Annotated in this window: 12 protein-coding genes; 7 read left to right on the top strand and 5 right to left on the bottom strand. The window is 60.3% G+C overall.

Annotated features, from left to right (window positions below; genetic code table 11):
• Positions 1-20: 20 nt before the first annotated feature.
• Entirely contained in the window at positions 21-1175 is a 1155-nt protein-coding gene (algW, locus tag K1567_RS12445) for a Do family serine endopeptidase AlgW (RefSeq protein ID WP_034095805.1), read from the bottom strand.
• Positions 1176-1277: 102 nt separating this feature from the next.
• On the opposite strand from algW, the gene K1567_RS12440 reads away from it, so the two are divergent.
• The 4 genes from K1567_RS12440 to cysN all read left to right on the top strand — a co-directional run bounded on the left by K1567_RS12440 (position 1278) and on the right by cysN (position 5529).
• Positions 1278-2036 (top strand): Nif3-like dinuclear metal center hexameric protein, encoded by a 759-nt coding sequence (locus K1567_RS12440; protein WP_034095806.1) that lies wholly within the window; start codon positions 1278-1280, stop codon positions 2034-2036.
• A 177-nt stretch (positions 2037-2213) separates the two neighbouring features.
• A complete protein-coding gene (gene cysD, locus K1567_RS12435; RefSeq protein ID WP_005784641.1) occupies positions 2214-3131 on the top strand; it encodes a sulfate adenylyltransferase subunit CysD in 918 nt (305 codons plus the stop codon).
• A gap of 104 nt (positions 3132-3235) precedes the next feature.
• Entirely contained in the window at positions 3236-3577 is a 342-nt protein-coding gene (locus tag K1567_RS12430; RefSeq protein WP_167417770.1) for a four helix bundle protein, read from the top strand.
• Between the two features lie 53 nt (positions 3578-3630).
• Complete coding sequence (gene cysN / locus K1567_RS12425; protein WP_040267214.1) at positions 3631-5529, top strand: sulfate adenylyltransferase subunit CysN; 1899 nt, start codon at positions 3631-3633, stop codon at positions 5527-5529.
• Between the two features lie 111 nt (positions 5530-5640).
• On the opposite strand, the gene K1567_RS12420 is transcribed toward cysN, so the two are convergent.
• The 3 genes from K1567_RS12420 to K1567_RS12410 form a co-directional block, all read right to left on the bottom strand.
• Positions 5641-6540: an acyltransferase gene (locus tag K1567_RS12420; RefSeq protein WP_220698535.1), complete on the bottom strand. Its 900-nt coding sequence runs from the start codon at positions 6538-6540 to the stop codon at positions 5641-5643.
• Complete coding sequence (gene pta, locus K1567_RS12415; RefSeq protein ID WP_047881676.1) at positions 6541-8640, bottom strand: phosphate acetyltransferase; 2100 nt, start codon at positions 8638-8640, stop codon at positions 6541-6543.
• A 79-nt stretch (positions 8641-8719) separates the two neighbouring features.
• Positions 8720-9010 carry a DUF3565 domain-containing protein gene (locus K1567_RS12410; RefSeq protein ID WP_152331801.1) on the bottom strand — a complete coding sequence of 97 codons (291 nt, stop codon included), beginning with the start codon at positions 9008-9010 and terminating at the stop codon, positions 8720-8722.
• Between K1567_RS12410 and K1567_RS12405 the strand changes: the two genes are divergently transcribed.
• Positions 9009-9494, top strand: a complete 486-nt coding sequence (locus K1567_RS12405) for a peptidylprolyl isomerase (RefSeq protein WP_040267216.1) — start codon at positions 9009-9011, stop codon at positions 9492-9494. The two genes, K1567_RS12410 and K1567_RS12405, sit on opposite strands and share 2 nt — an antisense overlap.
• A gap of 357 nt (positions 9495-9851) precedes the next feature.
• Here the strand turns inward: K1567_RS12405 and rpsT are convergent, their stop codons facing one another.
• Complete coding sequence (gene rpsT / locus K1567_RS12400) at positions 9852-10130, bottom strand: 30S ribosomal protein S20 (protein ID WP_016976313.1); 279 nt, start codon at positions 10128-10130, stop codon at positions 9852-9854.
• Between the two features lie 253 nt (positions 10131-10383).
• On the opposite strand from rpsT, the gene murJ reads away from it, so the two are divergent.
• The gene (gene murJ / locus K1567_RS12395; RefSeq protein ID WP_034111708.1) at positions 10384-11922 is read left to right on the top strand and encodes a murein biosynthesis integral membrane protein MurJ; all 1539 of its coding nucleotides are present in this window, start codon (positions 10384-10386) and stop codon (positions 11920-11922) included.
• Between the two features lie 119 nt (positions 11923-12041).
• Entirely contained in the window at positions 12042-12980 is a 939-nt protein-coding gene (ribF, locus tag K1567_RS12390; protein WP_034095812.1) for a bifunctional riboflavin kinase/FAD synthetase, read from the top strand.
• The last annotated feature ends 10 nt before the right edge of the window (positions 12981-12990 follow it).

The raw sequence follows: 12990 nt of genomic DNA, 5'->3' as shown, positions 1-12990 counted from the left end.
GGGCACCTGGGGGCGGCCGGTTATTCCTCTTCTTTTACCGGGGCTGGCGGTGGGCGCAGGCCGATCTCGGCTGACAACTTGATCTCTTTGCCATTGCGCATGACCTGAATTGCGACTTTATCCGTCGGTTTGATTCGCGCCACTTGGTTCATCGACTTGCGTCCGTCGCCGGCCGGTTCGCCGTTGATGCTCAGAATCACGTCACCCAATTGCAGGCCGGCCTTCTGCGCCGGGCCATCGCGGAAGATCCCCGCCACCACGATGCCTGGGCGCCCAGTCAGGCCGAACGATTCGGCCAGCTCTTTGGTCAACGGTTGCACTTCGATGCCCAGCCAGCCGCGAATTACCTGGCCGTGCTCGATGATCGACTTCATCACTTCCATCGCCAGCTTCACCGGGATCGCAAATCCGATGCCTTGCGAACCACCGGACTTGGAGAAAATCGCCGTGTTAATGCCGGTCAGGTTGCCATTGGCATCCACCAGGGCGCCGCCGGAGTTGCCCGGGTTGATCGCGGCATCGGTCTGGATAAAGTCTTCGTAGCTGTTAAGACCCAGTTGGTTACGCCCGGTGGCACTGATGATGCCCATGGTCACCGTCTGGCCAACCCCGAACGGGTTGCCGATGGCCAGTGCGACATCGCCCACGCGCAAGCCATCGGAACGGCCGAGGGTGATCGACGGCAGGTTCTTCAAGTCGATCTTCAGCACCGCCAGGTCCGTTTCCGGGTCACTGCCCACCACTCGGGCCAGGGTTTCGCGGCCGTCACGCAGGGCCACCACAATCTGATCGGCGCCACTGGTCACATGGTTGTTGGTGAGGATGTAGCCCTCAGGGCTCATGATCACCCCGGAACCCAGGCTGGACTCCATGCGCCGCTGCTTGGGCCCGTTGTCACCGAAATAGCGGCGGAATTGCGGGTCTTCAAACAGCGGATGCGCCGGTTTGTTGATGACTTTGGTGGTGTACAGGTTGACCACCGCCGGGGCGGCGATCACCACTGCGTCGGCGTAGGTCACCGGGCCTTGCACCACCGTGGTGGTCTGTGGGGCCTGTTGCAGGTTCACATCAAGGCTGGGTAAGCCCACCCACTGAGGGAAACGCTGAATGATCAGCATCGCGATCAGCACGCCGGCCAGCAATGGCCATCCAAAAAAACGCAGCGCCTTGAGCATCAAGTAAGTCCTGACAGGTTGCAGGGGGCGGGGGAGCGCCCATAATGTCGCGCATTATACGAGGCTGAGCGCGCCTCTGAACGGGATATTTAGGAGACTTTCATGGCCGTCCCCCTTACCACCCTCGTCGAGGAAGCCGACCGCTACCTCGGCAGTGCAAAAATTGCCGATTACTGCCCCAATGGCCTACAGGTCGAGGGTCGTCCGCAGGTGATGCGCATCGTCAGCGGCGTGACCGCCAGCCAGGCGCTGCTGGACGCCGCCGTCGAAGCCCAGGCCGACCTGGTGCTGGTGCACCACGGTTACTTCTGGAAAGGCGAAAACCCGTGCATCACCGGCATGAAGCAGCGTCGTCTGAAAACCCTGCTCAAGCACGACATTAGCCTGCTGGCCTACCACCTGCCGCTGGACCTGCACCCCGACGTCGGCAATAACGTGCAGCTGGCGCGCCAGTTGGATATCACCGTCGAAGGCCCGCTGGACCCGGACAACCTCAAGGTCGTCGGCCTGGTGGGCTCCCTCGCCGAGCCGCTATCCCCCCGCGATTTCGCTCGCCGCGTGCAGGACGTGATGGGCCGCGAGCCTTTGCTGATCGAAGGCAGCGAGATGATCCGGCGCGTCGGCTGGTGCACCGGCGGCGGCCAGGGCTATATCGACCAGGCGATTGCCGCGGGTGTCGACCTGTTCCTCAGCGGCGAAGCCTCCGAGCAGACCTTTCACAGCGCCCGCGAAAACGACATCAGTTTCATCGCCGCCGGCCATCACGCCACCGAACGCTACGGTGTGCAGGCGTTGGGCGATTACCTGGCGCGGCGCTTTGCCCTGGAACATCTATTCATCGATTGCCCCAACCCGATCTGAACCACAACGCTGACCAGGATGGGGGAGGGGATGCCTGCTTTCACACAAACCTGACGGCATATTGATATATCGTTTCGGTCTAGCTGGCGCCCTAAATAGAAGAAGTTGCTGTGCTAGCATGCCTCGCTCGAACACGGCCCGCTGGCCGTCCATAAGATCGTTTTTCCGTGAGTAACCATGGTCGACAAACTGACGCATCTGAAACAGCTGGAGGCGGAAAGCATCCACATCATCCGCGAGGTCGCCGCCGAGTTCGACAACCCGGTGATGCTCTACTCGATCGGTAAAGACTCTGCCGTGATGCTGCACCTGGCACGCAAGGCGTTTTTTCCGGGCAAGCTGCCCTTCCCGGTGATGCACGTCGACACCCGCTGGAAATTCCAGGAGATGTACAAGTTCCGCGACAAGATGGTCGAAGAACTGGGCCTGGACCTGATCACCCACGTCAACCCGGACGGTGTGGCGCAGGGCATCAACCCATTCACCCACGGCAGCGCCAAGCACACCGACATCATGAAGACCGAGGGCCTCAAACAGGCTCTGGACAAGCATGGTTTCGACGCAGCATTCGGCGGCGCCCGTCGCGATGAAGAGAAATCCCGCGCCAAAGAGCGTGTGTACTCGTTCCGCGACAGCAAACACCGCTGGGACCCGAAGAACCAGCGTCCGGAGCTGTGGAACGTCTACAACGGCAACGTCAACAAGGGCGAGTCGATCCGCGTGTTCCCGCTGTCCAACTGGACCGAGCTGGACATCTGGCAGTACATCTACCTGGAAGGTATCCCGATCGTGCCGCTGTACTTCGCTGCTGAACGTGAAGTGATCGAGAAGAACGGCACGTTGATCATGATCGACGACGACCGCATCCTCGAACATTTGTCCGACGAAGACAAAGCCCGCATCGTCAAAAAGAAAGTACGTTTCCGTACCCTTGGCTGCTACCCGTTGACGGGCGCGGTGGAGTCCGAAGCCGAGACGCTGACGGACATCATTCAGGAAATGCTCCTGACGCGAACTTCCGAGCGCCAGGGCCGGGTCATCGACCATGATGGCGCCGGCTCTATGGAAGATAAAAAACGTCAGGGGTACTTTTAAGTTTCGAGTTACAAGCGGCAAGCTGCAAGTTAAAGGCGGTATGCGTAATTTGGCGGTTTGGTGCTTGCAGCCGGTTGTTGCGAGCCGCTATCGAGTGACTCGTAATGGACTTCGAGAAGTTGGTCGTTTGGCAGAGAAGCAAATGTTTAGCGGTGGGAGTCTACCGGGAGTTGGCGCAATGCAGGGATCTTGGTTTTAAGGACCAGATCACTCGCTCTGCACTTTCGGTGCCCTCTAATATTGCTGAGGGTATGGAGCGTCGCAGTGCTAAAGAAAAGGCGCGTTTTCTTTGGATAGCGAAGGCTTCTTGTGGTGAGTTACGGACACAGATTCTCATCGGTCGCGACATTGCTTACATCGCCCGCCCGCTGGCTGAAAACTGGATTACAGAAACTCGCGAGCTCTCAAAAATGCTCTGCGGCCTGATCAACAAAATTTCTGACTAGCTGTACGCCGACAAGCTTGCCGCTTGAAGCTTACAGCTCGGAGCTTGAACCCAATGAGCCATCAATCTGATTTGATCAGCGAGGACATCCTCGCCTACCTGGGCCAGCACGAGCGCAAGGAAATGTTGCGCTTCCTGACCTGTGGCAACGTCGACGACGGCAAGAGCACCCTGATCGGGCGCCTGCTGCACGACTCCAAGATGATCTACGAAGATCACCTGGAAGCCATTACCCGCGATTCGAAGAAGTCCGGCACCACCGGTGACGACATCGACCTGGCCTTGCTGGTCGACGGCTTGCAGGCCGAGCGTGAGCAGGGCATCACCATTGATGTGGCCTACCGCTACTTCTCCACCGCCAAGCGCAAATTCATCATCGCCGACACACCCGGCCATGAGCAGTACACCCGCAACATGGCCACCGGTGCGTCCACCTGTGACCTGGCGATCATCCTGATCGACGCACGCTACGGTGTGCAGACCCAGACCCGTCGCCACAGCTATATCGCCTCGTTGCTGGGCATCAAGCACATCGTGATTGCCGTCAACAAGATGGACATCAACGGCTTCGACCAAAGCGTGTTCGAGGCGATCAAGGCCGATTACCTGAAGTTCGCCGAGGGCATCGCGTTCAAGCCGAGCACCATGGCGTTCGTGCCGATGTCGGCGCTCAAGGGCGACAACGTGGTCAACAAGAGCGAGCGTTCGCCTTGGTACACCGGCCAGTCGTTGATGGAGATCCTCGAAACCGTCGAGATCGCCAACGACCGCAACTACACCGACCTGCGTTTCCCGGTGCAGTACGTCAACCGTCCGAACCTTAACTTCCGTGGGTTTGCCGGCACCCTGGCCAGCGGCATCGTGCACAAGGGCGACGAAGTCGTGGTGCTGCCGTCGGGCAAGAGCAGTCGCGTCAAATCCATCGTCACGTTTGAAGGTGAGCTGGAACACGCCGGCCCAGGCCAGGCTGTGACCCTGACCATGGAAGACGAAATCGATATCTCCCGTGGCGACCTGCTGGTGCATGCCGATAACGTGCCGCAAGTGGCCGACGCGTTCGACGCCATGCTGGTGTGGATGGCCGAGGAGCCGATGCTGCCGGGTAAAAAATACGACATCAAGCGCGCCACCAGCTATGTGCCCGGTTCCATCACCAGCATCGTGCACCGCGTGGACGTGAACACCCTGGCCGAAGGCCCGGCGAGTTCGTTGCAGTTGAATGAGATCGGCCGGGTCAAGGTCAGCCTCGACGCCGCCATCGCGCTGGACGGTTACGACAGCAACCGCACCACCGGCGCCTTTATCGTCATCGATCGCCTGACCAATGGCACCGTGGCGGCCGGCATGATCATCGCGCCGCCGGTCAGCCATGGCAGTGCGTCGCACCACGGCAAGTTGGCCCATGTGGCAACCGAAGAGCGCGCCATACGCTTCGGCCAGCAACCGGCTACCGTGTTGTTCAGCGGTTTGTCGGGCGCCGGTAAGAGCACCCTGGCCTATGCGGTCGAGCGCAAGCTGTTCGATATGGGCCGCGCGGTGTTCGTGCTGGATGGTCAAAACCTGCGTCACGACCTCAACAAAGGGCTGCCGCAGGATCGCGCCGGGCGTACTGAAAACTGGCGGCGCGCGGCTCACGTTGCGCGTCAGTTCAACGAAGCCGGCCTGCTGACCCTGGCCGCGTTCGTCGCACCGGATGCCGAGGGTCGCGAGCAGGCCAAGGCGCTGATTGGCAGCGATCGCCTGTTGACGGTCTACGTGCAAGCATCGCCGCTGGTATGCGCCGAGCGTGACCCGCAAGGTCTGTACGCCGCCGGTGGGGATAACATCCCGGGCGAATCCTTCCCGTACGACGTGCCGTTGAACGCCGATCTGGTAATCGACACCCAGGCCCTATCGCTGGAAGAGAGCGTCAAGCAAGTGCTGGAGCTGTTGCGCCAGCGCGGCGCGATCTAAGCTTCGCGCAATCAAATGTGGGAGGGGGCTTGCCCCCGATAGCGATGCACCAGTGACAGATGTACTGACTGACGCACTGCTATCGAGGGCAAGCCCTCTCCCACCTTTTGATTATCGTTTGTCTGGGAAGTCTTTATGTAGCTTGTCCAGTAACGCATCCTTCTCTTCCCACAGCTGATTGATCCACCCCTGGAACGCCAGCCGATACTCCCCATCCTGCTCATAATTCCTGCCGATAAACTCGACCGGGATCTGCACCTCGTCAAACTGCACCACCACGTCCTTCACCTTCCCGCATAGCAAGTCCCAGTACCCAGGGCGCCCGGCGGGGTAGTGGATGGTCACGTTCACCAGTGACTTCAATTGCTCGCCCATGGCATCCAGTACAAACGCGATACCGCCGGCCTTGGGTTTGAGCAGGTAGCGAAACGGCGAGTTCTGCTGTGCGTGTTTGGCCGGCGTAAACCGCGTGCCCTCGGCGAAGTTGAAGATGCCCACCGGGTTGTCGCGAAATTTCGCACAGGTCTTGCGAGTGGTTTCCAGATCCTTGCCTTTCTTCTCCGGGTGTTTTTCCAGGTAGGCCTTGGTGTAACGCTTCATGAATGGAAACCCCAGGGCCCACCATGCCAGTCCAATCACCGGCACCCAGATCAGTTCCTGTTTGAGGAAGAACTTCAGCGGGCGAATCCGACGATTGAGCACGTATTGCAGCACCATGATGTCGACCCAGCTCTGGTGGTTGCTGGTCACCAGATAGGAATGCTGATAATCCAGGCCTTCAAGGCCCTTCACATGCCAGCGCGTGCGCTGAACCAGGTTCATCCAGCCCTTGTTGTTGGTCACCCAGGCCTCATGGGTATGGTTCATCAGCCACTCGCTGAACCCCTTGGCGAAGGGCAGGGCCTTGAACAGCGCCACGACAAACAGGAACGAACACAACAGGATGGTGTTCAGCGCCAGCAACAGCGAGGCGATCACCCCGCGTACGGCGGCAGGTAGAAAATCCAGCATTTAGATATCCATAGGTCGATTGGCGGCTTGGATCGCGGTCAGCGCGATGGTGTACACGATGTCGTCGACCTGGGCGCCGCGCGGCAGGTCGTTGACCGGTTTGCGCAGGCCCTGAAGCATTGGCCCCAGGCTGACGCAGTCGGCGCTGCGCTGCACCGCTTTGTGGGTGGTGTTGCCGGTGTTCAGGTCCGGGAATACAAACACCGTAGCCTTGCCAGCGACCGGGCTGTTGGGCGCCAGTTGGCGGGCCACGGTTTCGTTGGCGGCGGCGTCGTATTGCAGCGGGCCGTCGATCAGCAGTGAACTCTGTTGCTCGTGGGCGAGCAGCGTGGCTTCGCGGACTTTCTCGACTTCTTCGCCGCTGGCCGAATCGCCGCTGGAGTAACTGATCATCGCCACCCGTGGCGTGATGCCGAACGCCTGCGCCGAGTCGGCGCTCTGCAGGGCGATTTCCGCCAGTTCGGCGGCGCTCGGGTGCGGGTTCATCACACAGTCGCCGTACACCAACACCTGCTCGGGAAACAGCATGAAGAACACCGACGACACCAGCGTGCAACCTGGTGCGGTTTTAATCAGTTGCAAGGCCGGGCGGATGGTATTGGCGGTGGAGTGGATGACGCCGGACACCAGCCCGTCGACTTCATCCAGGGCCAGCATCATGGTGGCTATCACCACGGTGTCTTCCAATTGCTGCTCGGCCATTGGCGCATTGAGGCTCTTGCTCTTGCGCAGCGCCACCATGGGTTCGACATACCGCTCGCGGATCAGGTCCGGGTCGAGAATCTCCAGCCCTTCGGGCAGCTCGATGCCTTGGGCGCGGGCCACGGCTTCCACATCCGCCGGTTTGGCCAACAGCACGCAGCGCGCAATGCCTCGGGCCTGGCAGATAGCGGCGGCCTGTACGGTCAGCGGCTCGCTGCCTTCGGGCAAAACGATGCGCTTGTTGGCGGCCTGGGCGCGCTGGATCAATTGGTAGCGGAACACCGCCGGCGACAGGCGCATCTCCCGCGGCGTGCCGCAGCGTTGGTGCAGCCAACGCGCATCGAGATGGCTGGCGACGAAATCGGTAATGATCTCGGCGCGCTCGCGGTCATCGATGGGGATTTCCTTGTTCAGGTTGTTGAGCAGGTTGGCGGTTTCGTAGGAGCCGGTACTCACCGACAGCACCGGCAGCCCGGCCTGGAAGGCGCCGCGGCACAGGTCCATGATGCGCGGGTCGGGCAGGGTGTCGCTGGTCAGCAGCAACCCGGCCAGGGGTACGCCGTTGATGGCGGCTAGGCTGACGGCCAGGATAATGTCGTCGCGGTCGCCGGGGGTCACCACCAACACGCCGGGCTTGAGCAGTTCCACGGTGTTACGCATGGTGCGGGCGCAGATGATGATGCGAGTCATGCGCCGGGTTTCGTAATCGCCGGCGTTGAGGATCTGCGCACCCATCAGGTCGGCGACGTCGCGGGTACGTGGCGCGTTAAGTTCTGGCTGATAGGGAATGCAGCCCAGCAGACGGAAATCACCGCTGCGCAACAACGGCGAATGCTCTTTCAGGCGTGCCGAGAAGGCCTCCATGCTTTCCTCGGTGCGTACTTTGTTGAGGATCACCCCCAGCACTTTCGGGTCTTTCGGCCCGCCGAACAGTTGCGCCTGCAACTCCACGCGGCCGGACAGCTCGGTGAGCACTTCGTTTTCCGGGGCGGACACCAGGATCACTTCCGCATCAAGGCTCTTGGCCAGGTGCAGGTTGACCCGTGCGGCATAGCTGGCGCTACGGGTCGGCACCATGCCCTCGACGATGAGCACATCCTTGCCCACGGCGGCCTGCTGATACAGCGTGATGATTTCTTCCAGCAGCTCATCGAGCTGGCCGTCGCCGAGCATCCGCTCTACGTGGGCCAGGCCCAACGGCTGTGGCGGCTTGAGGCCGTGGGTACGCGCCACCAGTTCGGTGGAGCGCTCGGGGCCGGTGTCGCCGGGGTGGGGCTGGGCAATTGGCTTGAAGAAGCCGACTTTCAGCCCGGCTCGTTCGAGGGTGCGCACCAGCCCGAGGCTGATGGAGGTCAGACCCACACCAAAATCGGTGGGCGCGATAAAAAAAGTCTGCATGCGAATTCTCTGGAGGTGCATGGCTTCGGTGGCGCTCTATGACTGAGGGCCTGCCGGGAATCAGGTGCCAAGGTTATCGCTATTCGTGGGCTTGCGCACACCAGCCGCAGGCAAAGCGCTGGCCTATTTTTTCACTGCGTTGCCGCGGGTCCAGTACCCAGGCGCGGGATTGCCAAGGCGGCTGGTGGCGCAGGTGCTGGGTGTGGCCGCAGGACAGCTCGGCCACCCAGTGCGCGCTGTCGTCCTGATGGAACGCGACGATGTAGGATGCCGTTGATCGGCCCCGTCCGTCCGGGTTCTGTTCGCTTTCGGGCAAATCCTTGTTTAGACTTGTCCGTTCTTCATTCTTATGCAAAAGGTCTCGCCCCATGACGATCGCCGCTAACAAGGCTGTCTCCATCGACTATACCCTCACCAACGACGCTGGTGAGGTCATCGACAGCTCAGCCGGCGGCGCGCCGCTGGTCTACCTGCATGGCGCAGGCAACATCATTCCTGGCCTGGAAAAGGCCCTGGAAGGCAAAGTAGTTGGTGATGAGCTGACCGTTGCCGTGGAACCTGAAGATGCCTACGGCGAATATTCCGCCGAACTGGTCAGCACCCTGAGCCGCAGCATGTTCGAAGGTGTTGATGAGTTGGAAGTGGGCATGCAGTTCCACGCTTCGGCGCCGGACGGCCAAATGCAGATCGTTACTATCCGTGACCTGGACGGCGACGACGTTACCGTCGACGGCAACCATCCCCTGGCTGGCCAGCGCCTGAACTTCCAAGTGAAGATCGTTGCCATCCGCGACGCTTCCCAGGAAGAAGTGGCCCACGGCCACGTCCACGGTGAAGGCGGTCATCACCATTGATTGATGTTTTGATCAAGTGGTAGCAAAAACGCCCCGACTGGTTCGGGGCGTTTTTTTGCCTGCATTTTTTGGTTGACCGGTTTCCAGTGGTGAGCGGGCTTTTTGTGGTGAGCGGGCTTGCCCCGCGCCGGGGCGCGAAGCGGCCCTAAAACCTGAGATTGGGTTCTGTCTGGAGGAACGCGTTGAATGTATTGGGGCTGCTGCGCAGCCCAGCGCGGGGCAAGCCCGCTCACCACAAAAAAGCCGCACATCCCGCAGGGGGGGATTTTCAGGCCCCAACAAAAATGCCCCGGACCTTTCGGTACGGGGCATTTCTTAACTGTTACGCAACCTGGGTTGCGTTGCAGTTGTTACCACTTAGGCTGCTGCAGCAACGCTCAGAGCCTTGATGTGGCCATTCAGGCGGCTCTTATGACGAGCGGCCTTGTTCTTGTGGATGATGCCTTTATCGGCCATACGGTCGATAACTGGCACAGCCAGAACGTAAGCAGCTTGAGCTTTTTCAGCGTCTTTGGTGTCGATGGCTTTAACTACATTCTTGATGTAGGTACGAACCATGGAACGCAGGCTGGCGTTGTGGCTGCGACGCTTCTCAGCCTGTTTTGCACGTTTTTTGGCGGAAGGTGTGTTGGCCACCGTCGAGCTCCTCGAAAGACTTTTTAGGAAATAGCAAACAAAATAGGCCGCGAATCATGCCGATGACTTGATGGGTTGTCAAGGGCGGCTGATGCGAACTGCTGAGCGGTCGATCTGAAGAGGCGGGTGATTTATTTCCGGCGCTTGACCTGTAAACTCGCGAGCTTTGGCTCTGTGCTGTTGCAGGCGCGCAGTATCGCATAAGTAGGCGCACAGTTCGCCTGCTCTTTATCTATAGGCGCAAACTCTTTCGATGAATCTGCTCAAATCGCTGGCCGCCGTCAGCTCTATCACGATGATTTCCCGGGTTCTGGGGTTTGTGCGTGACACCCTGCTAGCGCGCATCTTTGGCGCCAGTATGGCCACGGATGCCTTCTTTATCGCCTTCAAATTGCCCAACCTGCTGCGGCGTATCTTCGCCGAGGGCGCCTTTTCACAGGCGTTCGTGCCGATTCTTGCGGAGTACAAGACCCAGCAGGGCGAAGAAGCGACGCGTACCTTTATCGCCTATGTTTCCGGGCTGCTCACCCTGGTACTGATGCTGGTGACTGCCCTGGGCATGCTGGCCGCTCCCTGGGTGATCTGGGCCACGGCGCCCGGCTTTGCCAATACCCCGGAAAAATTTGCGCTGACCACCGACCTGTTGCGCGTGACCTTTCCTTATATATTGCTGATCTCCCTGTCGTCCCTGGCCGGGGCGATCCTCAATACCTGGAACCGTTTCTCGGTGCCGGCCTTCGTGCCGACCCTGCTGAACGTGAGCATGATCATCTTTGCGCTGTTCCTCACGCCGTACTTCGATCCGCCGGTGATGGCGCTGGGCTGGGCGGTGCTGGCCGGCGGCCTGGCGCAATTGCTTTACCAACTGCCGCATTTGAAGAAGATCGGCATGCTGGTACTGCCGCGCCTGAACCTCAAGGACACCGGTGTTTGGCGTGTCATGCGCAATATGTTGCCGGCGATCCTTGGTGTATCGGTCAGTCAGATCTCGCTGATCATCAATACTGCGTTCGCCTCCCTGCTGGTGTCCGGCTCGGTGTCGTGGATGTACTACGCCGACCGCCTGATGGAATTGCCTTCCGGGGTGCTGGGGGTGGCGCTCGGCACGATCTTGCTGCCGACCCTGGCGCGCACCTACGCCAGTAAGGATCGCCAGGAGTATTCGCGCATTCTCGATTGGGGCCTGCGCCTGTGCTTTGTGCTGGTGCTGCCCTGTTCACTGGCGCTGGGGATTCTGGCCGAGCCGTTGACGGTCTCGTTGTTCCAATATGGTCAGTTCGACGCCCATGACGCGCAGATGACCCAACACGCGCTGATCGCCTACTCCGTCGGCCTGCTCGGCATCATCGTGATCAAAGTGCTGGCGCCGGGCTTCTATGCTCAGCAGAACATCCGCACGCCGGTGAAAATCGCAATCTTCACCCTGATCGTCACGCAACTGCTCAACTTGCTGTTTATCGGCCCGCTGGCCCATGCCGGCTTGGCCTTGGCAATCAGTGCCGGCGCCTGCATCAATGCCGGCCTGCTGTTCTATCAACTGCGCAAGCAGCAGATGTTTCAGCCGCAACCGGGCTGGGGGATATTCGCGATCAAATTGCTGGTGGCGGTAGGGGCGATGTCCGCCGTGCTGCTTGGCTTGATGCACATAATGCCCGCCTGGGATCAGGGCCATATGCTGGAGCGCTTTATGCGACTGGGTGTACTGGTGATCGCTGGTGTGGTGGTGTACTTCGGAATGTTGCTGCTGCAAGGATTCCGGCTGCGGGATTTCAATCGCAAGTCACTGAATTAGAGAGTTTGCCGCGATAAAACCGGTGTTTTATCGATTCGACCCATTTGGCCTGCGCTGTTGCCTGTCGTCCGGGGCAGTGTGTGGTTATAATCGACCACTTTATGAGCAAGAAGCGCGTTATGCAGCTGGTTCGAGGTCTCCACAACCTGCGCCCCCAGCATCGGGGCTGCGTCGCCACTATTGGCAACTTTGACGGTGTTCACCGTGGCCACCAGGCTATCCTGGCCAGGCTGCGCGAGCGTGCGGTCGAGTTGGGCGTGCCCAGCTGCGTGGTGATTTTTGAGCCCCAGCCGCGGGAGTTTTTCTCCCCTGAGACCGCGCCAGCTCGCCTGGCACGCCTGCGCGATAAACTGCAATTGCTGGCCGAAGAAGGTGTGGACCGCGTCCTCTGCCTGGCCTTCAACCAGCGTTTGCAAAGCCTCAGTGCCGCCGAGTTCGTCGACCGTATCCTGGTCGATGGCCTGGGTGTACAGCACCTGGAGGTCGGTGACGACTTCCGTTTCGGCTGCGATCGCGTCGGCGATTTCGAGTTTCTGCAACAGGCCGGCGTCAGCCAGGGGTTTACCGTTGAAGCTGCGCAAACCGTCGAACTGGATGGCCTGCGCGTGAGCAGCACCCAGGTGCGTAATGCCTTGGCCGCTGCCGACTTCGCGTTGGCCGAGCGTTTGCTCGGTCGCCCGTTCCGCATCGCCGGGCGGGTACTGCACGGCCAGAAGCTGGCGCGCCAATTGGGCACGCCGACCGCCAACGTGCAACTTAAGCGCCGCCGTGTGCCGCTGACCGGGGTTTATCTGGTCAGCGTCGACATCGACGGTCAATCGTGGTCCGGAGTCGCCAACATAGGCGTCAGGCCCACGGTTGCAGGTGATGGCAAGGCCCACCTGGAAGTTCATCTTTTGGATTTTGCCGGTGATCTGTATGACCGGCGTTTGACGGTGGTTTTCCACCAGAAGCTGCGTGAAGAGCAGCGTTTCGCCTCGCTTGAGGCGTTGAAAACGGCGATCAATGCGGATGTCGCCGCCGCCCGTGCACTAGCCGCACCTAGCGCCCATCGCTAACCGAAGAGCC

Source organism: Pseudomonas sp. S5F11 (genome assembly GCF_019641515.1).
Lineage (GTDB): Bacteria > Pseudomonadota > Gammaproteobacteria > Pseudomonadales > Pseudomonadaceae > Aquipseudomonas > Aquipseudomonas rhodesiae.
This window is presented reverse-complemented; position numbering and strand designations above follow the sequence as displayed.